This is a genomic window from Bacillus paralicheniformis (genome assembly GCF_001042485.2).
GTDB lineage: Bacteria > Bacillota > Bacilli > Bacillales > Bacillaceae > Bacillus > Bacillus paralicheniformis.
On record NZ_LBMN02000018.1, the window covers coordinates 22,043 to 41,449 of the forward strand.

The 19,407-nt window shown below is 45.0% G+C and carries 22 protein-coding genes and 1 riboswitch; of the genes, 12 read left to right on the forward strand and 10 right to left on the reverse strand.

The window, feature by feature from the left end:
* Window positions 1-29: 29 nt before the first annotated feature.
* Entirely contained in the window at window positions 30-1,355 is a 1,326-nt protein-coding gene (locus ACH97_RS13890) for a cytochrome ubiquinol oxidase subunit I (RefSeq protein WP_023855818.1), read from the reverse strand.
* A gap of 192 nt (window positions 1,356-1,547) precedes the next feature.
* Between ACH97_RS13890 and ACH97_RS13895 the strand changes: the two genes are divergently transcribed.
* A complete protein-coding gene (locus ACH97_RS13895; RefSeq protein WP_003184624.1) occupies window positions 1,548-1,793 on the forward strand; it encodes a type B 50S ribosomal protein L31 in 246 nt (81 codons plus the stop codon).
* 82 nt (window positions 1,794-1,875) lie between these two features.
* Here the strand turns inward: ACH97_RS13895 and ACH97_RS13900 are convergent, their stop codons facing one another.
* Both ACH97_RS13900 and ACH97_RS13905 read right to left on the reverse strand, forming a co-directional pair.
* Window positions 1,876-2,907, reverse strand: a complete 1,032-nt coding sequence (locus ACH97_RS13900) for a metal ABC transporter substrate-binding protein (RefSeq protein ID WP_020452686.1) — start codon at window positions 2,905-2,907, stop codon at window positions 1,876-1,878.
* A 98-nt stretch (window positions 2,908-3,005) separates the two neighbouring features.
* Window positions 3,006-4,187: a GTP-binding protein gene (locus ACH97_RS13905; RefSeq protein ID WP_057957846.1), complete on the reverse strand. Its 1,182-nt coding sequence runs from the start codon at window positions 4,185-4,187 to the stop codon at window positions 3,006-3,008.
* Between the two features lie 125 nt (window positions 4,188-4,312).
* On the opposite strand from ACH97_RS13905, the gene ACH97_RS13910 reads away from it, so the two are divergent.
* Window positions 4,313-4,882 (forward strand): beta-class carbonic anhydrase, encoded by a 570-nt coding sequence (locus ACH97_RS13910; RefSeq protein WP_020452684.1) that lies wholly within the window; start codon window positions 4,313-4,315, stop codon window positions 4,880-4,882.
* Here the strand turns inward: ACH97_RS13910 and yidD are convergent.
* Window positions 4,879-5,106, reverse strand: coding sequence for a membrane protein insertion efficiency factor YidD (gene yidD / locus ACH97_RS13915; protein WP_020452683.1), 228 nt, complete (start codon window positions 5,104-5,106; stop codon window positions 4,879-4,881). The genes ACH97_RS13910 and yidD overlap by 4 nt on opposite strands.
* Window positions 5,107-5,243: 137 nt before the next feature.
* On the opposite strand from yidD, the gene ACH97_RS13920 reads away from it, so the two are divergent.
* Both ACH97_RS13920 and ACH97_RS13925 read left to right on the forward strand, forming a co-directional pair.
* Window positions 5,244-5,717, forward strand: coding sequence for an S-ribosylhomocysteine lyase (locus tag ACH97_RS13920; RefSeq protein ID WP_020452682.1), 474 nt, complete (start codon window positions 5,244-5,246; stop codon window positions 5,715-5,717).
* 131 nt (window positions 5,718-5,848) lie between these two features.
* Entirely contained in the window at window positions 5,849-6,292 is a 444-nt protein-coding gene (locus tag ACH97_RS13925; RefSeq protein WP_020452681.1) for a FixH family protein, read from the forward strand.
* Here ACH97_RS13925 and ytzI read toward each other — a convergent pair.
* Window positions 6,286-6,429, reverse strand: a complete 144-nt coding sequence (gene ytzI / locus ACH97_RS22985) for a YtzI protein (protein WP_020452680.1) — start codon at window positions 6,427-6,429, stop codon at window positions 6,286-6,288. The genes ACH97_RS13925 and ytzI overlap by 7 nt on opposite strands.
* Before the next feature lie 133 nt (window positions 6,430-6,562).
* Between ytzI and ACH97_RS13930 the strand changes: the two genes are divergently transcribed.
* The 4 genes from ACH97_RS13930 to ytkD all read left to right on the forward strand — a co-directional run bounded on the left by ACH97_RS13930 (window position 6,563) and on the right by ytkD (window position 8,582).
* On the forward strand, window positions 6,563-7,000 hold the full coding sequence (locus ACH97_RS13930; RefSeq protein WP_048350570.1) for a Dps family protein: 438 nt from the start codon (window positions 6,563-6,565) through the stop codon (window positions 6,998-7,000).
* Window positions 7,001-7,149: 149 nt separating this feature from the next.
* A complete protein-coding gene (locus ACH97_RS13935; RefSeq protein WP_020452679.1) occupies window positions 7,150-7,554 on the forward strand; it encodes a phage holin family protein in 405 nt (134 codons plus the stop codon).
* A 47-nt stretch (window positions 7,555-7,601) separates the two neighbouring features.
* Window positions 7,602-7,925, forward strand: coding sequence for a hypothetical protein (locus tag ACH97_RS13940; RefSeq protein WP_020452678.1), 324 nt, complete (start codon window positions 7,602-7,604; stop codon window positions 7,923-7,925).
* 180 nt (window positions 7,926-8,105) lie between these two features.
* On the forward strand, window positions 8,106-8,582 hold the full coding sequence (gene ytkD, locus ACH97_RS13945; RefSeq protein ID WP_020452677.1) for an RNA deprotection pyrophosphohydrolase: 477 nt from the start codon (window positions 8,106-8,108) through the stop codon (window positions 8,580-8,582).
* 30 nt (window positions 8,583-8,612) lie between these two features.
* Here the strand turns inward: ytkD and ACH97_RS13950 are convergent, their stop codons facing one another.
* Genes ACH97_RS13950 through ACH97_RS13960 form a run of 3 tightly spaced genes read right to left on the reverse strand, consistent with a single transcriptional unit; the run spans window position 8,613 to window position 11,157 of the window.
* Window positions 8,613-9,437 (reverse strand): ABC transporter permease, encoded by an 825-nt coding sequence (locus ACH97_RS13950; protein WP_020452676.1) that lies wholly within the window; start codon window positions 9,435-9,437, stop codon window positions 8,613-8,615.
* On the reverse strand, window positions 9,424-10,188 hold the full coding sequence (locus ACH97_RS13955) for an ABC transporter ATP-binding protein (RefSeq protein ID WP_020452675.1): 765 nt from the start codon (window positions 10,186-10,188) through the stop codon (window positions 9,424-9,426). Before ACH97_RS13955 ends, ACH97_RS13950 begins: the two co-directional genes overlap by 14 nt.
* Window positions 10,189-10,200: 12 nt before the next feature.
* Window positions 10,201-11,157, reverse strand: coding sequence for an ABC transporter substrate-binding protein (locus tag ACH97_RS13960; protein ID WP_043054601.1), 957 nt, complete (start codon window positions 11,155-11,157; stop codon window positions 10,201-10,203).
* Window positions 11,158-11,302: 145 nt separating this feature from the next.
* Between ACH97_RS13960 and ACH97_RS13965 the strand changes: the two genes are divergently transcribed.
* Window positions 11,303-12,127, forward strand: a complete 825-nt coding sequence (locus tag ACH97_RS13965; RefSeq protein ID WP_020452673.1) for an alpha/beta hydrolase family protein — start codon at window positions 11,303-11,305, stop codon at window positions 12,125-12,127.
* Window positions 12,128-12,370 (forward strand): DUF2584 domain-containing protein, encoded by a 243-nt coding sequence (locus ACH97_RS13970; RefSeq protein WP_009329422.1) that lies wholly within the window; start codon window positions 12,128-12,130, stop codon window positions 12,368-12,370.
* Window positions 12,371-12,410: 40 nt separating this feature from the next.
* Here the strand turns inward: ACH97_RS13970 and ACH97_RS13975 are convergent, their stop codons facing one another.
* A complete protein-coding gene (locus ACH97_RS13975; protein ID WP_020452671.1) occupies window positions 12,411-13,595 on the reverse strand; it encodes a dicarboxylate/amino acid:cation symporter in 1,185 nt (394 codons plus the stop codon).
* 250 nt (window positions 13,596-13,845) lie between these two features.
* A complete protein-coding gene (gene pckA / locus ACH97_RS13980) occupies window positions 13,846-15,429 on the reverse strand; it encodes a phosphoenolpyruvate carboxykinase (ATP) (protein ID WP_020452670.1) in 1,584 nt (527 codons plus the stop codon).
* A 194-nt stretch (window positions 15,430-15,623) separates the two neighbouring features.
* Window positions 15,624-15,761: riboswitch (SAM riboswitch) on the forward strand.
* A 390-nt stretch (window positions 15,762-16,151) separates the two neighbouring features.
* On the opposite strand from pckA, the gene metK reads away from it, so the two are divergent.
* Window positions 16,152-17,354, forward strand: a complete 1,203-nt coding sequence (gene metK / locus ACH97_RS13985; RefSeq protein WP_003184586.1) for a methionine adenosyltransferase — start codon at window positions 16,152-16,154, stop codon at window positions 17,352-17,354.
* 144 nt (window positions 17,355-17,498) lie between these two features.
* Window positions 17,499-19,397, forward strand: coding sequence for an asparagine synthase (glutamine-hydrolyzing) (gene asnB / locus ACH97_RS13990; RefSeq protein ID WP_020452669.1), 1,899 nt, complete (start codon window positions 17,499-17,501; stop codon window positions 19,395-19,397).
* Window positions 19,398-19,407: the final 10 nt, after the last annotated feature.

The window sequence follows — 19,407 nt, forward strand, 5'->3', positions numbered from 1 at the left end:
TATGACTTCCCTTCTGTTTTTTTGTGCATTCAGCTGCTTTTTAAATCTTCTTCGACAGGGTGGCGTTTAAAGTAATATTGCAATACGAACACCACCGCTGCTCCTAAAATGATGTAGACGATAAAGAACAAAAGAAACAATATGCCGATCGAGCCGGAGGATGTCACTACTTCGGACGTTTTCTGCATATGGTAAATAACCCAAGGCTGCCTTCCGGTGCAAGCGAACACCCAGCCCAATTCGATTGCAAGCAAAGCGAGCGGGCCGCCGGTTATAAACACGGCCAGCATCCAGCGGGGAAAGCGGTCTTTTTTCATGACTTTTCTCCAAATAAAACCGACAGCGGCATAAACAATCAAAAGGCTGCCGATAAAAACCATGCCGTTGAACAAAGTATGAATGAACAGAGGAGGCCACTCATCCCTTGGAAAGTCATTCAGTCCTTTTACAACGGTGTCAAAGCGGTTGTCGGCCAAAAAGCTTAAAGCCCAAGGAATCTCAATCGCCCATTTGACCGATTGCGTCTTTTCATCAGTAAATCCGCCGATCGCAAGTGGAGCGTGGGACTGAGTTTCAAAAAGCCCTTCTGCGCCCGCCAGTTTTTCAGGCTGGTAGCGGTGAAGAAGCTGTGCGGATTCGTGTCCGCTCAGAGCCGTGACCAGAGAAAACGCTCCTCCGACAATCAGCCCGAGCAGCAGCGCTTTTCTATGAAGGGCGTAGACTTTTTCATCACCGCGGTTTCGGAGCATTTTGTAGGCGGCTATCGTCGCAATAATAAACGCGCCCGTCATAAAAGCGGAGACGACAACGTGTCCTGCTGTAGCCACAAAGCTTTTGTTGAAGAACGCCGTCCACGGCTGAACATCTGTAATTTCGCCGTTTACGATTTTGAAGCCTTCAGGCGTTCCCTGGAAAGCGTGCACATTTGTAATTAAGATGGCTGATGCGGCTGCTCCGATAACGATAAAAATGACAGCTGTAATTCTCATAAGGGGAGTCAGCCGATCGGCTGCGTAAACATAAATGGACATAAATAATGCCTCAATAAAAAAAGCGTAGATTTCAATTTGAAATGGGAGGGACATGACTTTCCCGATCACTTCCATGAATCCCGGCCAAAGCAAGGCGAGCTGCGTTCCGGCAATGGTTCCTGTCGGTATGGCGACCCCGAGCAACACGGCCTGTGCCTTCGTCCATCTTTTGGCCATAATGGCGTAGTGGGGATCTTTCGTTCTTTGATAGATCAGCTCGGCCAGCAAAATCATTAAAGGAATTCCGACACCGAGCGAGGCGAAAATAATATGGAACCCCATCGTTGTTCCGAAAAGGCTTCTTGCAAAAATCAAGTCATTCATCCGGAAAACCACCTTTCATTTACACCATTTTGCTTTTTATTGTTTACCGCCTTTTTTAGATTATTCTTCCTGTGAGCGGTTAAAATGGATAAGGTGATCAAAACATGGCAAATGAACATTCATTTTTGACACAAGCATATGAAAAGTATATAATAAAACGTAATTATTACGTTTTGTTAGGAGGAATGGCATATGAAACCAAATATTCATCCGAAAACTTATCAAGTGATCTTTCAGGATGTAAACAGCGGGTACCGTTTTTTAAGCCGCTCAACTAAAACTTCCGATGAGACGGCCGAGTGGGAAGACGGCAAGACGTATCCCGTTATAAAAGTTGAGGTAAGCTCAGACACCCATCCGTTTTATACCGGAAGACAGAAATTCAACGAAAGAGGCGGAAGGGTCGAACAGTTCAAGAAAAGATTTAATATGGATTAAATGAAAAAGACCGGATGTTTCCGGTCTTTTTTCGTCCATATAAAAAAAACAAGCGCATGAGGTCTCATGCGCTTGATCTTTGTTATTTGTTTGATAAAGCTTTTTTCAAGACGGTCAGGTTTTCTTTCATGATGGTAGTATAATCTTTGCCGCTTTCAATGTCTTCTTTTGTTACAGATTCAAGGTTTTTCATCGTCAGACTTTCGGCTCCGATTTCTTTTTTGATGATCTCGGAGATTTTGCTGCTGACATTGCTTTCAAAAATGACGTATTTAATATTATGTTCTTTCGCTGTTTTAACAATGTTTTCAAGCTGCTTTTGTGAAGGTTCCTCAGTAGGCGAAAGGCCGAGAACGCTTATTTGTTTAATGCCGTAGCGTTTTTCCCAGTAGCCGTAGGCGGCATGTGAGACGAGAATTTCTTTTTTATCAGCTTTGTCAACGGTTTGTTTAAAGTCTTTGTCAAGCTGCTCCAAATCTTTTTTTAGAGACTCATAGTTTTTCGTAAACGTTTTTTCGTGTTCCGGATCTAATTTTACGAGTTGGTCTTTAATGTTTTCGGCCATTTTTTCAGCAAGGACAGGATCAAGCCATACGTGCGGGTCATGATCTCCATGGTCGTGATGATGATCATGGCCTTCGGCTTCTCCGTGTTCATGTTCTTCTTCGTGAGCATGCTCATCGTGGTCACCATGTTCTTCTTCATGTGCATGGTCATCGTGTTCGCCTTCTTCTTCACGTGACAGAAGGTCAATGCCCTCTCCGGCTTTGACGATTTTGACGTTGCTGTTTTTTAATGTGTTTACAGCTTTGTCTGCGAATCCTTCTACACCGACTCCAGAGTATATAAAGGCATCCGAGTCGGAAATTTCCGCCATCGTTTTTGAGCTTGGCTCGTAAGTGTGCGCTTCAACGTTTGGCGGGTAAACACTTTTGACGTTCACATATTCTCCGCCGATCTTTTTGGTGAAGTCTTCAAGCGGATAAATGGTTGTATAGATATCCAGCGTGTCTTTATTTTCTTTTTGTTCACTGGAAGTGCCGTTGCTTGAACAACCGGCTGCTAATCCGGCAGCAAGAATGAATGCAGATGCTAATCCGAATGTTTTTTTCATGGTATTTCTCCTCTCAATGAAAAACTGTAATGGTTCCGATTTAATGGTCCTGTATCATTGTATCGTAATAATTACGATTTGAAAAGAGGAAATGATAGTTAAATATACTCAGGCAGTGAATCATGGAAGGCCGACCAGTCTGAATTCATTTCTTTATCTGTAAGAAGGGTCTGATCCAGGGAGCGGATCACGTCTTCCTGATTCATGTCAATGCCGATAAAAACGATTTCCGTTTTCCGGTCTCCGTATGTTTCATCCCAGTCCGTTTTTAAATGGGGATCCTCTTCAAACGCGAGCTTTTGTTCTTCCTCGGGAGACGCTGCAATCCAGGGGCCTGCGCTTTGGATCATCAGAGAAGAGCCTGCCTGGGACAGAAGGCCTGCTGTGTCATTTCGAGAAGCAAGCCAGAAGAAGCCTTTTGCTCTGATAATATGAGGCGGCCAGTTTTCAAGCCAGCGCTTCAGTCTTTCAGGATGGAAAGGCCTTTGTTTTTGATAGACGAAGGAAGAAATTCCGAATTCCTCTGTTTCAGGTGTGTGCTCTTCATTCAGTTCTTTGATCCACCCCGCTGATTGACTCGATTTTTCAAAATCGAACGATTTCGTATTCATGATGGCCGAAATCGGTACTTTTGCGAATGTCGAGGAAATGACTCTGCAATCCGGATTCAGTTTTGTCAGAGACCAGAAAAGCTTTTCTTGCTCTTCTTTATTGAGTAAATCAGTTTTATTCAAAATGAGGACATCGGCAAATTCGATTTGCTCAATTAAAAGATCGGCCACTTCACGGCTGTCTGTTTCATCTGCCGCTTGTTTCCGTTCCAAAAGGCTTTCCCCCGAAGCGAAGTCCTCAAAAAAACGGCTGCCGTCGACGACGGTGACCATTGTATCAAGCCTGCAATATTTGCTTAAATCAATATCCAGCTCCTCATCTTTGTAAGTAAAGGTTTGGGCAACGGGAATCGGCTCGCTGATACCGGAAGATTCGATGAGAATATAATCGATTCCGCCGTTCTCCGCCAGCTTTTGGACTTCGATGAGCAGATCGTCTCTCAGCGTACAGCAAATGCAGCCGTTCTGCATTTCGACAAGCTTTTCATCCGTGCGGATAAGATCCCCTTTTTTCACGAGGGAGCCGTCGATATTAATTTCACTCATGTCATTGACGATCACGGCGATTTTCATGCCGTGCGCTTCATGCAGGACATGCTGCAGCAGCGTCGTTTTCCCGGACCCGAGATAGCCGCTTAAAACAGTGACAGGAATCAGGTTTTGCATCATGTTTTCACTTCCTTTAAAACGTAATTATTTCGATTTGCACAATGGAAATCTTACTTGACTTATGAAAAAAATACAAGAAATATGTTATATTTAGATATAAAAAGCGTTTAGAAAGGAAATGAGCCATGAAACTTTTGGAGAACATTCTACAGTTCAATCAACAGTTTGTTGAGCGGCAGGACTATCAAAAATACCAAACAAGCAAGTTTCCCGATAAGAGAATGGTGATTCTGTCTTGCATGGACACAAGGCTTGTCGAGCTGCTTCCTCATGCCATGAATATGCGGAACGGGGACGTGAAGATCGTTAAGAGCGCGGGTGCACTCGTGGCTCATCCTTTCGGGAGTATTATGCGGAGCATTCTCGTTGCGGTATACGAACTGAACGCTGATGAAGTATGCGTGATCGGCCACCATGACTGCGGAATGAGCAAGCTGAGCTGCGACAGCTTTTTGGATAAAGTCGTTAAGCGAGGCATTCCAAAAGAACGGATTGAGACGCTTGAGTACTCCGGCGTCGATTTTGAACAATGGCTGAAAAGCTTTGATTCTGTAGAGGACAGCGTCAGGGATAGTGTAAGCGTGATTCGAAACCATCCGCTGATGCCGGAGGAAGTACCTGTTCACGGACTTGTCATCAATCCGGAAACAGGCAGACTGGATCTTATTGTCAACGGATATCCGGAAGAGCGTTAATCCTTTTGCTTTTTTTCCGGAACGGGATCTATCCCGCCGGGATGGAACGGATGGCATTTCAGAATCCGCTTAATGGTGAGCCATCCGCCTTTACATGCGCCGTGCTTTTCGATCGCTTCACGGCCGTAATTGGAGCATGTCGGATAAAAACGGCATGTCGGCGGAAGAGCCGGTGATATCCATTTTTGATAAAAGCGGATGAGCAGCAGGAATAAGGTTTTCATGTTTTTCGCACCTTTTTTGTTTTGATCTTATTATAATATAAGCAAAAAACTCATAAAAAGGAAAAGCATTGACCTGAAAACTTATCGGTAAAGTATGATATAATACAAAAAGACCGATTAGAGGGGAGAGAGGAACCATGCCTTCAGTTGAAAGTTTTGAACTTGACCATAATGCAGTAAAAGCGCCTTACGTCAGACACTGCGGCGTCCATAAAGTGGGATCGGACGGCGTCGTCAACAAGTTTGACATCCGTTTTTGCCAGCCGAATAAACAGGCGATGAAACCTGATACAATTCATACTTTGGAGCATCTTCTTGCATTTACGATCCGCACGTATGCGGAAAAATATGACCACTTTGATATTATCGACATTTCGCCGATGGGCTGCCAAACAGGCTATTACCTGGTGGTGAGCGGTGAACCGAAAGTGGAAGAAATCGTTGATTTGCTTGAGGATACGTTCAAAGAAGCCGTTGAAGTGACTGAAATTCCGGCGGCTAACGAAAAACAGTGCGGCCAGGCAAAGCTTCACGATCTAGAGGGCGCAAAGCGCATGATGCGTTTTTGGCTTTCGCAAAATAAAGAAGATCTGCTCAAAGTGTTTGGATAAAACGTTTGAAAAAAACCGGCTCAGAAAAGAGCCGGTTTTCATTTTTTGTTCACAAAGAAAATAATGCCATATATCCCTGAACTTTGCTACACTTTATATTGTAATACATATCATAGAAGAAGGGTGATAGGATGCGTTTGGGAAAATGGTTTATTCTCTTATGTTTAGCAGTCGGTCTTTCAGCCTGCAGCCAGGGGGACAAGCAGGCGGCATCGGATGAGGAGCCCAAAGTGCTGACGGCAAAACTGGCGGCTCCAGAAGCGGCGGCCAAAAATGAAAAGGCTGTCATAAAAGCGACCGTGCGCTATGGGGACGAGCCTGTTGCAGATGCCGATGATGTGGAGTTTGAATGCTGGAAGGCCGGGAGCAAGGAAGATAGCGAGCTAATCAAAGCGAAGAATGAAGGAAAAGGCGTATACAGCATTGAAAAAGCGTTTCCTGAAGATGGCCATTACAAAGTTCAAGTCCATGTCACGGCGAAAAAACAGCATACAATGCCGGTTGCAGACATTAAGGTAGGGAAAGCAACGGATGTGACTGAAGAAGATGAAAAAGAAGAAGCCCACCATCACTGATGAGGCTGTTCTTCTTCCCGCGACGGAAGGGGATCGACTTCATGCTTGTAGTCATAAGCTTTTGATGTTGTGACAAGCGATACGGCCAGAACGGCGCCTGTAATCAGAATTCCTACAATAATCCAAAAGAGGATCATCACTTACCTCCGAATAGCTTTTTCCAACAGTTTACCATATCAGGCAAAGAAAATCATGATAAAGAGTAAAAGAAATGTTTCCTGCACAAGCTAAACGGGTAAATCAAAAGTAAACGAAAAGGAGGACGACCTTATGTCTGAAAAATTGAAAGCAACCGTCAACAAACAAGTCGCAAACTGGACCGTTCTATATGTAAAGCTACATAATTATCATTGGTATGTGAAAGGGAAAGATTTCTTTACGCTGCATGAAAAATTTGAGGAACTTTACACAGAAGCTGCAGAGCATATCGATGATTTGGCTGAACGCCTTTTGGCTATACAGGGCTCCCCGGTCGGAACGATGAAGGAATGCCTGGAAATGTCCGCGATTAAAGAAGCGGACGGAAGCGAGTCTGCTGAACAAATGATGCAAAATATTTATAATGACTTTTTAACGGTGGCTGAGGAGCTGAAAAGCGGAATGGAGCTTGCCGATGAAGTCAATGATGAAACGACGGGAGACATGCTGCTCGCGATTCATCAATCGATCGAAAAACACAACTGGATGCTGAAAGCCTACTTAGGGTAAGAATAGCTCGGGCAATGCCTGAGCTTTTTTTATTTTCGTTCTTTTTAAAGCCTTTTTTAGAAATTGTCAAACAATTCATCCAAGCCTTTCAAAGTCTTTTTTCATAGGATAAGCTATGAAAAGTCTTTTTTGAAAGGATGTTGAAGCATATGTTTAAGGACTTAAGCATCTTTTCGCTCTTTACAATCGGTTTATCAGCCATCGGATTTTTGTTTGGCCGAATCGAATATTTATTTATGATCTTAATAACGCTCATGGGAATTGAATTTGTCAGCAAAAGCTTGAACGAATGTGTGGAAGATCGCTTTACAATGAAGAGGCTGTTTACAAGGCTGGCGAAAAAATTGGTGACGCTCTTTCTTATATCCGTTGCCCACCTTTTTGATCAGATGCTGCAAACAGGCAGTTCGATCCGCGATTTTTCTATTATGTTTTATATTTTATATGAAGCGTTTCAAATCATAAGCACGGCTCATTCGTTAGGAATCCCCGTGCCGCAGATGTTATTGGATATTTTAAATACCATAAAGGAAAAACTCCGGGGAAAGCCGTAACATTTTAACACAACTGGTCATACTAACACGAAAAAGGATGATTGGCCTTGGAAAAAAGGACATACTATGTTTCGGTGCAAGATGGAATGATTTCACAGAGCTCAGACGCTTCCCCGTGGGAATTTCAAATTTCAGCGACAGATGATGACATCATTATATTAAGGGAATATTTTGATCAGCTGTATTCAGAAGACTGGATAAACTTTTTCAGAGCTCACGTGCCGGCAGTCGAATACCATTATGACAGTGCAAATGACAAAATGGACGAACTGCGCAAAGACATTTACTCGATGCTTTACCGTCTGGGCAATGAAGAAACGAAGTCGTTTATCAGTGAAAACGGCCTTGCCGAACTCAATTCAGCAGATTAAACGAAGCACCATCAAGCACGGAGTTACCCAGCCTTGCCGCCTTCTCACTCAGAAATGGACACTGAAGTTCCCGAGGGAACGATAAAATTACTGAGCTGAACTGGACAAAAACTCTACCGAAAGAACCAATATATGATATGATGAGTGGAAGAAGCAAGGAAACGGATAAGAGGGATTAGGATGTACGAATTTAAAGATTTTTACCGTAATACGGTTCAGCTTTCTTTTGAAAAGGAACCTTTTTCAAAAGAACCAAAGCATGTATGGGTGATCTGCCGTTACGAAGATCAATGGCTGTTGACAAATCATAAAGACAGGGGCCGTGAATTCCCAGGCGGCAAAGTCGAACCAAGCGAAAATGCTGAGGAAGCGGCTTTGCGGGAAGTAAAGGAAGAAACAGGCGCTGTCGTAAGAAAGCTGACCTATCTCGGACAATATAAAGTTCTTGGCAGAGAGAAAGTGATCGTCAAAAATATTTATTTTGCCGATATCGAAAAGATCGAAAAACAGCAGACATACTATGAGACAAATGGCCCTGTTTTGCTGAAGAGTCTCCCGAAAGATATCGCTAAAAACAGAAATTACAGTTTTATAATGAAAGATTCCGTCCTGACGATCAGTCTTGAAAAGCTGAAAAAGGCCGGCATCATCAAATAAAAAGCCCTGCATTTGCAGGGTTTTTTCATGTTATACTCTGCCTTTCATCCACTTTCTTTCCAACAGCTCGACACCCTGATACATCAATGTTGCAAAGACGGCGATGATCAGGAGGCTCAGCATGACGAGGTTGAAATTAAAGACTTGAAAGCCGTAGATGATCATATAGCCGAGGCCTTGAGCCGACACTAAAAATTCTCCTACGATGACGCCGACCCAGCTTAAGCCGACATTGACCTTCAGTGTAGATATGATTGTCGGAATGGAAGCGGGCAGAATGACTTCTTTGAAAATCTCGCGTTTCGTTGCACCGAATGTTTTCATGACTTTTAAATAATTTTCATCGATTTCTTGAAAGGACGTGTAGACGACGATTGTCGTAATGATAACGCTGATGATGGCGCCCATTGCAATAATACTCGTCAAGCTGGGGCCGATCGCCACGATGAGAATGGGGCCTAGCGCCACTTTCGGCATCGCATTTAAGACGACAAGATACGGATCCAATATTTTGGAGAGCCTCGGGAACCACCATAGGAGGGCGGCCAGAAAAGTTCCAAGCAATGTTCCGGCCAGAAAGCCGAGGATGGTTTCAAATACGGTGACACCGATATGCCCCGGCAATGATCCGTCTCCCATCTTTTCGAGGAAAAGCGCCCAGACGGCTGAAGGAGAGCTGAAGATCAGCGGATCGATCCACGCCAGACGGCTTGCGGTTTCCCACAGTGAAAAGAAAACGATGAAAATCACGATTTGATAAAAGCGGACCCGCCTTTTTTCGGCTTGCTGCTCCTTTAAAAAATCCTCATGAAGGAAGCCAATTTTTGATTTCAGATGTTTGTTATTCAAGGTCATTGAGCTCCTTCCATATGTTCTGAAAGAGGGGCTGAAATTCCGGTTCCTGTCTCGCTTCAAACGGTGTCAGCTTCCTGATCGCTTCAGGAACGGCAAATGTTTTATGGATGGTGCCCGGCTGCTTTGAAAATAGCAATATCCGATCGCTCATCGCGATCGCTTCACCGATATCATGAGTCACGAGCACCGCTGTTTTTTGATACGTCTTTAACGTGTTGAACACCAAATCTTCGAGGTTTAGTTTTGTCTGATAGTCAAGGGCTGAAAAAGGTTCATCAAGCAGGAGGATATCGGGATCGACAGCGAGTGTGCGGGCAAGCGCCGCCCTTTGTCTCATACCGCCTGAGAGCTCTTTTGGATACTTTTTTTCAACCTCGTAAAGCCCGAATTTTTTCAGCAGGCCGAGAGCGGTCTCCTTTGTTTCCGGTCCGAATTTTTTGGAAATATGCAAACCGATTAAGACGTTTTCCTCAATGGTTTTCCAGGGAAATAAATAATCCTGCTGGAGCATATAACCGATGTGCCGATCCTCTTCGTCAGGCGTGCGCCCTTCCACCAAGATGCGTCCTTCCGTGGGGGAAACGATGCCGGCGATGATCGATAAAAGTGTTGTTTTGCCGCATCCGCTTGGGCCGAGAAACGAAACAAATTCGCCCTTTTCGACTTCAATGCTGACGTTTTCCAGCGCTGCTGTTTTTTCCTTTAATGAAAAGTAAGTATGTGTGACATCCTGAACTTGCAAAAAAGACACTGCGGCCACCTCCTAGTGATTTTTTGTGACCTTTTCGGCGATCCTTGTATTGACCAGCTCTTGATGAGGGGTGCGCTTCGGCAGCTCGCCGGCTTCATCCATGATGGTTTGAAGCTGGTTCCATTCTTTTTCAGCCAAAACAGGCTCAAGGGCAAAAGACCGTTGTTGTTTATACCGTTCGATTGAAGATTCAATGATTGAAAGCTCGGTATCTTTAAAATAATCTTGAATGCTTTCGGCAGCTTCTTTTGCAGAGTGCGTCTCTACCCACTGCTGCGCTTTGTAAACCGCGCGGGTGAACTTTTCGACCGCTTCTTCGTTTTTTGTTAAGTAGCTTTGTTTAGCCATGAATGTCGTATATGGAATTCGGCCCGATTCTTTTCCGAAGGAGGCGACAATGCGGCCGATGCCTTCTCTTTCAAAAATGGAGGCCTGGGGTTCAAATAATTGAACATAATCGCCTGTACCAGATGCAAAGCTGTTTGCGATATTCGCGAAATCAATCGTTTGGATCAGGTCCACATCCTTTTTGGGATCAATGCCTTTCTGTTTCAGGACAAATTCGCCCGCCATCTGCGGCATTCCGCCTTTGCGCTGGCCAAGGAACGTTTTGTTTTTCAAATCATCCCAGCTGAAATGCCCCGCATCGTTCCTGGCGACGAGGAATGTTCCGTCCGTCTGGGTAAGCTGTGCAAAATTAATCACCGGATCGCTTGCGCCCTGGGCATTCACGTATATTGACGTTTCCGAGCCGACAAGCGCAATATCGGCACCGTTTGACAGAAGGGCAGTCATCGTTTTATCTCCACCCCATGTCGTTTTCAGTTCAACATCAAGGCCTTCTTCTTTAAACAAACCTTCAGACAAGGCGATATATAAAGGCGTATAGAAAACGGAACGGGTCACTTCCGCGAGACGGATCTTTTCGGGCTTTTGACCGCCGCATGAAGCGAGGATAAACAGCATCATAATGAAGGATAATATGGTAAAAAAGAAACGCTTCAAACCGATTTCCCTCCTTTGATTTCGGTTATTTTCGGCATAAAATAGTTTATGTTATATACTAAACAGGTGTGAGGGGCAGCTGCGGATTAAAAAAGAGGTGACGTGACGAATGTGGTTAGAAAAAAGAAGGTTTCCATCGCCGAACAAAAAGGTGCGTCTGTTTTCCGTCACATACCTTTCACAAGGACTCAAGGTTAAGGGGCTCTTGGCGGAACCGGCCGCTCCCGGACATTATGACGGATTTTTGTATTTGCGCGGCGGAATTAAAAACGTCGGGATGGTCAGACCGGGCCGAATCGTCCAGTTCGCTTCACAGGGCTTTGTCGTTCTTGCTCCGTTTTACAGAGGCAATCAAGGAGGAGAAGGCGATGAAGACTTTGCGGGTGATGACCGGGAAGATGCTTTTGCCGCTTTTCGTCTTCTGCAGAAGCATGACCTGGTAAAAGATGGACGCGTACACATTTTTGGCTTTTCCCGCGGCGGGATCATGGGTATCTTAACGGCAATCGAAATGAAAGAAGCTGCAGCTTCGTTTGTGTCTTGGGGCGGTGTCAGCGATATGGTTATGACCTATCGCGAACGCAAAGATTTGCGGCGGATGATGAAGCGGGTCATCGGCGGGACGCCTGAAAAGGTTCCTGAAGCGTACGAATGGAGGACGCCTTTTGACGAGCTGGAGAAGATCGAAGCGCCCGTGCTTTTGATCCACGGAGCAAACGATGAAAATGTCTCCATCGAGCATGCGCGGCGTCTAGAACGCGAACTTCTGCAAAGAAACAAGTCTGTGGATACGTGGTATTTCAGTCGATATACCCACTATTTTCCTCCGCGGGAAAATAGGCGGATTGTAAGAGAATTGTCTCAATGGATGAAAAGCCGGCCTTGGACAAGTTATGGTAAACTAAAAGAAAAGAGAAAAGGAGGGGGACTTTAGGTGGGAATGCCAGTTGAATTTAATACAATGATTGTGACAAAAGGAAAAGAAACACGGGTTGAGGAAAATGTGTTTACACTTGAAAAAGAAGGTTATCGGGTTTACCCTCTTCATGTGCCGCTTGAAGTCAGAAAGACTAAGCGGGGCGACATTACCGGCACCGCGCAGGCGGAGCGCCTTGAATGGTCAGACGGACGGACTCATTTAACATACAGGCTCGTATCATTAAATTCGACGAATTAAAAAAAGCCAAGGCGCGGATAGCGTCCTTGGCTTTTCTGTATTATGCAGGCACATCTTCCTCTTTTCCGATTCCTTTTTTGGAAGTCAGCCTGTGAATCAGCATGGTGAGAGCGCCGTCTCCTGTCACGTTCGTTGCTGTACCCAAGCTGTCCTGAGCAAGGTAAAGTGCGATCATCAATGATACGCTGGTTTCATTAAAGCCGAGCATCGACTGCAGCAGTCCGGCCGCGGCCATAACGGCACCCCCCGGGGCACCGGGCGCTGCGACCATTGTGACGCCAAGCATTAAAATGAACGGCATCATGATCGAAAAAGTCGGTGTTTGACCGTTTAGAATCATTACGCCCATTGCACAGCTCGTCAGTGTAATCGTGCTACCTGACAAATGAATATTGGCCAGGAGCGGAACGGCGAAGTCAGCCACTTTTTGGCTTGCTCCCGTTTTTCTGACTTGTCTCAACGTGACGGGAATCGTTGCCGCTGACGATTGTGTGCCGAGCGCAGTGAAGTATGCCGGCGCCACGATTTTCAACAGCGACAGCGGATTTCTGCCGTTTGCAGCGCCCGCAACGGAGTACTGAATCAAAAGTATGACGAGGTGAAGCACGATAATCATCACGAAAACTTTAGCAAATACGGATAAGATTGTCTGCACCTGACCGCCGAACGTCATATTGGTGAAAATACCGAAAATATGAACAGGCAGTAACGGAATAATAATATATGATATCAGCTTTTCAACGATCGTTTGAAATTCATCGAATGCGTTTTTTAATGTTTTTCCGGGCAGATAAGCGATTCCGATTCCCATGATGAAAGCAAAAATCAGTGCGCTCATCACGCTCATAAACGGCGTCATTTCAATGGTGAAAAATCCTGCTTGCAAAACTTCTTCCGGATTTTTAAATTCCTGCAGCTGATGGCCGGAAATGATCGCGGGGAGAAGATTTGATCCGACAAGGTACGCCAGGAGGCCGGCAAAAATGGTTGACGTGTAGGCGATACCTGCTGTAATGCCAAGGATTTTTCCGGCGCCGCGGCCGATTTGTCCGATGCCGGGAATAATAAAAGCGATAATAATAAAAGGAATGACGAATTTAATGAAGTTTCCAAAAATATCATTGAAAGTAGCGGCTGTTTTGACAAACCAAAGCGGAGCAAAGCTTCCGACGATAACACCAAGAACAATTGCCGTCATAATTCTCGGCAGTAATCCAAATTTCATAGATGTGTCCTCCTGATATATACAAATGTTTTTATCATATTATCATATGAAAGATTTCTTTTGTTAAAAATAAAAAAAGTCTGTATTTTCAAATAATAACAGCCGCGAATTGGAAGCGTTTTATCACAGGCCGTGCTTGATTGTCGTTTTAATCATTGTCCAGAAAATGGCATCGGCCGCTGACAGGCGAAGCGGATTTTTAATAAACTGCAGCAGCGCAGAATACCTGCGCTGCTGCAAGCGGGTTGAGTTATACGAGCGGTCCTCCGGCTTTTTCAATGTTTTCGGTATTAGAGAATTTTTTGAAATTCTTTTTGAATGCATTCGCCAAGTGGATCGCTTTTTCCTCGTATTCGTTTTCATCTGTCCAAGTTTTAGCCGGGTCAAGCACTTGATCAGGCACACCCGGAACATGGACCGGTGAATGAAGTCCGAAAATGCGGTCAGTCTTCATTTCGGCGTTATCCAGTTCTCCTTCTATCGCAGCCTGAACCATCGCTCTCGTATAAGCGAGGCTCATTCTTTCCCCTGTTCCGTATCCGCCGCCGGTCCAGCCTGTATTGACGAGAAAGACACTGACGCCGTGTTCATCGATTTTTCTTCCGAGCATTTCAGCGTACACATGTGCAGGGAGCGGAAGGAACGGGGAACCGAAGCAGGTCGAGAATGTGGCTTCAGGAGCGGTGATCCCGCGTTCGGTGCCGGCGAGCTTGCTTGTATATCCGCTCAGGAAATGATACATGGCTTGTTCTTTCGTTAACTTGCTGATCGGAGGAAGCACGCCGAAAGCATCTGCCGTCAGAAATACAATGGTCTGCGGGTGTGCTGCGATGCTCGGCTTGACGATGTTGTCAATCGCATCAATCGGGTAAGCCGCTCTCGTGTTTTCCGTATAGAATGCGTCGGAATAGTCCGGCTCCCCGGTTTTGCCTTCAACCACGACATTTTCAAGAACGGAACCGAAGCGGATCGCATTGTAAATCTGCGGTTCTTTTTCTTTGCTTAAGTTAATGCACTTGGCGTAGCAGCCTCCTTCAATGTTGAAAACGCCTGTGCTGGACCAGCCGTGTTCGTCGTCACCGATCAGCTTCCGTTTCGGATCGGCGGAAAGCGTCGTTTTGCCTGTGCCTGACAATCCGAAGAAGAGAGCTGTTCCGCCTTCCTCGCCAATGTTTGCCGAACAGTGCATCGGTAAAATGTTTTGTTCAGGAAGAAGATAATTCATAATAGAAAAAATCGATTTTTTCATCTCTCCGGCATATTCGGTGCCTCCGATTAAAATCGTACGCTTTTCAAACGACACGATGATAAATGTTTCAGATCTGGTCCCGTCAATGAGCGGATCGGCTTTGAAATGCGGAGCGGAAAGAATCGTAAACGGCTGTTCTTCAGGTTTTTTATCATGTTCTTCAGGTCTGATGAACAACTGTCTTGCAAACAGGTTGTGCCAGGCGAACTCGTTGACAACTGTAATCGGAAGCCGGTATTTTTCGTCTGCTCCTGCAAACCCTTCAAATACATACAATTCATCGCGTTCCTTTAAATAGCTGAGCACTTTTGTGTACAGCCGGTCAAAGGCGGCTTCTGAAATCGGCTGGTTTACTGCGCCCCAATCGATTTTGTCCTTTGTGCTCGCTTCTTCCACAATGAATTTGTCTTTTGGCGAGCGGCCGGTGTATGTACCGGTTGTAGCCCGCACGGCTCCGGAAGATGTTAAGACTCCTTCTTTGCGTTCAAGGACTTTTTCAACCAAAAGGGGAACGGATAAGTTCAGCTGAACGTTTTCGCCCATTAATAACGTTTGTAAGTCAGTTGTTAAATCTACAGAATTCATAAAAAACCTTCCTTTGCGTGTTTTTTAATGTGTATAACATTAATGTAGAATTAGTATAACACATTTACTCTTATAGTCTATACCGTTTCTTCATTTTTCGTTCGGGTTTTTTCTCGAAAGACAAGTTTAAATTTATTGCGGCCGATATTGACATAACAAGCCATTTTAAGATAAGATATTTCATTGAGCGGATACTCTTATCCCGAGCTGGTGGAGGGACAGGCCCAATGAAACCCAGCAACCGGTTTCTCTTATTAATGGAAAAAAACAGTTTCTGAGACAACTACGGTGCTAACCTGATGCAAGGTGTTCAATACCTTGAGCGATAAGAGTGAAAGGCACGCAATACCAGACCCTTTCCTCAGCGAATAGGAAAAGGTTTTTTTATTGCATAAATCGAGATCCAAAAATTGCTAAAAAAACTGCCTTCAGGAGGAAGGTACTGGGCGTTTTTCACAGGACGTGAAAGGTTTTAGCCGAGTATCAAGCAGGAGGAAGGTACTGGGCGTTTTTCACAGGACGTGAAAGGTCTAGCCGGGCAGCCAGTCAGGAAAAATTCTATTAAGAGGAATTTTGACTTAGAATCTCGTCAAGAATAGCATATGGAAATTGTTTCAAAACGAGAGCGTATGAAGCCCGAGTATCGTCATATAATCAAGAGGGACGAGATCCGTATCATACTTAAGATCACGGCTGATCTTCATATACAGGAGGAAACATAAATGAGCAAAAACCGTCGGTTATTTACATCAGAGTCAGTTACGGAGGGACATCCGGACAAAATTTGCGACCAGATTTCGGATAGTATATTAGACGAAATTTTAAAGAAAGATCCGAATGCCCGCGTTGCCTGTGAAACATCTGTGACAACCGGATTGGTGCTGGTAAGCGGTGAAATCACGACGTCCACTTACGTCGATATTCCGAAAACAGTCCGCGAAACGATTAAAGAAATTGGCTACACACGTGCAAAATACGGTTTTGATGCCGAAACTTGCGCGGTCTTAACGTCTATAGATGAACAGTCGCCAGATATTGCAATGGGAGTCGACCAGGCGCTTGAAGCGCGTGAAGGAGCAATGAGCGACGCTGAAATTGAAGCGATCGGAGCCGGAGACCAAGGTTTAATGTTCGGTTTTGCCTGCAACGAAACAAAGGAACTTATGCCTCTGCCGATTTCGCTTGCTCATAAATTGTCTCGCCGTTTGACAGAAGTCCGCAAAGAGGAAATTCTGCCGTATCTTCGTCCGGACGGAAAGACACAGGTAACTGTTGAGTATGATGAGAACAACAAGCCGATTCGCATCGATACAATTGTCATTTCGACTCAGCATCACCCTGAGATTTCGCTTGAACAAATTCAGCGCAATCTGAAAGAGCACGTCATCAACCCGGTAGTGCCAAAAGAGCTGATCGATGAAAACACGAAGTACTTCATTAATCCTACGGGCCGTTTTGTTATCGGAGGACCGCAGGGGGATGCCGGTTTAACAGGACGCAAAATCATCGTTGACACCTATGGCGGATATGCCCGTCACGGCGGCGGAGCGTTTTCCGGTAAGGATGCGACAAAGGTTGATAGATCTGCAGCTTATGCTGCGAGATATGTAGCGAAAAATATCGTCGCCGCAGGCCTTGCTGATTCCTGTGAAGTGCAGCTTGCCTACGCGATCGGTGTCGCACAGCCGGTATCCATTTCAATCGATACATTCGGTACAGGCAAAGCCAGTGAAGAAACATTGATCGAAGTGGTTCGCAAAAACTTTGATCTAAGACCTGCCGGCATTATTAAAATGCTCGATCTTCGCCGTCCGATTTACAAACAAACGGCAGCTTACGGACATTTCGGCCGCCTCGACCTCGATCTGCCTTGGGAGCGCACAGACAAAGCAGATCAGCTGAAGAAAGATGCATTAGGAGAATAACAACCGCATAGCCGCTTTCATAAGCGGCTTTGTTTTTCGATGGCAAAAAGCGGGCGGATGTGAAACGTTTTTCTTTAAACACTTGTCTAATCAAGAAGCAGACTTTGATTTCTGCACGAAATTTAAAAAATCGGAGGCAATACTATGTGTGGATTTGTAGGGGTATTCAATCATCGCCCATCATCCGAGACAGCAGCCCAGGAAGAACTGATTAAACAAATGAATGAAATGATTGTACACCGCGGTCCGGACGATGATGGGTACTATCATGATGAGCATGTAGGCTTCGGATTTAGAAGGCTCAGCATCATCGATGTGGAAAACGGAGGACAGCCTCTGTCTTATGAAGATGATTCCTATTGGATTATTTTTAATGGAGAAATCTATAACTATATAGAACTGAAAGACGAACTTATTTCAAAAGGATACGAGTTCAAAACCGATTCAGATACGGAAGTTTTGCTTGCGACTTACCGCCACTACAAACAGGAAGCTGCTTCCAAGCTGCGCGGAATGTTTGCTTTTTTAATCTGGGATAAAAAAGAACAGCTCCTATACGGAGCGCGCGATCCGTTCGGCATTAAGCCGCTCTATTTTACGAAAACGGACGGCCATGTTTATTTTGCGTCAGAAAGAAAGAGCCTGATGGCTGTTGATGCCGATTTGGAATTGAATGAAAAAGCGCTTCAGCAGTATACGTCATTCCAATTTGTACCAGAGCCTGAGACGCTTGACAAAAAGGTGCAAAAAGTAGAACCGGGCCATCAGTTTACTGTCCGCCCGGGCGAGGATATTCAATTTAAAACATACTGGAAAGTTCAATTCAAGCCTGTTCAGACCGAAGAAGACAAGCTTGTTCAGGAAGTAAGAGACGCGATCTTTGATTCCGTAAAAGTCCATATGCGAAGCGATGTACCTGTAGGTTCCTTCCTTTCCGGAGGCATCGACTCTTCTTTTATCGTGTCGGTGGCAAAGCAATTTCATCCCAACTTAAAAACGTTCTCTGTCGGCTTTGAACATGAAGGCTTCAGCGAAGTTGACGTTGCGAAAGAAACCGCTGATAGGGTCGGCGTGGAGAACTTCAGCGCGATCATTTCCCCTGAAGAATATATGAACGAGCTTCCAAAGATCGTCTGGCATCTGGATGATCCGTTGGCAGACCCTGCTGCAATTCCTTTGTATTTTGTCGCGAAGGAAGCGAAGAAGCAAGTTACGGTTGTTTTGTCCGGAGAAGGAGCAGATGAGTTGTTCGGCGGTTATAATATTTACCGGGAGCCGCTTTCATTAAAGCCGTTTGAACGAATTCCGTCCCCGCTGAAAAAGATGCTTCTGTACGTAGCTTCAGCGATGCCGGAAGGAATGAAAGGGAAAAGCTTTTTAATGAGGGGCTGTACACCTCTTGAAGAGAGATATATCGGCAACGCAAAGATTTTTGAAGAAGGCATGAAATCAAAACTTCTTCGCCAGTATGACAGCAACCTCTCTTACTGTGACGTGACAAAGCCATATTTTGAAGAAAGCAAGTCCTACAGCGAAATTAACAAAATGCAGTATGTCGATATCCACACATGGATGCGCGGTGACATTTTGCTGAAAGCCGACAAAATGACGATGGCCAATTCACTGGAACTCCGCGTTCCGTTTTTGGACAAAGTCGTATTTGAAGCGGCTTCCAAAATTCCGGAAGAGCTGAAAACGAAAAACGGCACGACAAAATATCTGCTTAGAAAAGCGGCGGAAGGCATCGTTCCAGATCATGTCTTAAACCGCAAAAAGCTAGGGTTCCCTGTGCCGATCCGCCACTGGCTGAAAAACGAAATGCATGACTGGGCCGTGAACATCATTAAAGAGAGCGAGACAGACGCATATATCCATAAAGATTACGTGCTTCAGCTTCTTGAAGACCACTGCGCCAACAAAGCGGATAACAGCCGCAAAATCTGGACGGTTCTCATCTTTATGATCTGGCACAGCATTTTCGTTGAAAAGCGCTTTGTACCGGAAGAACTGAACCATCAGCCAAAAGAAGTCATTATCGTTTAAGTCAAAAAAG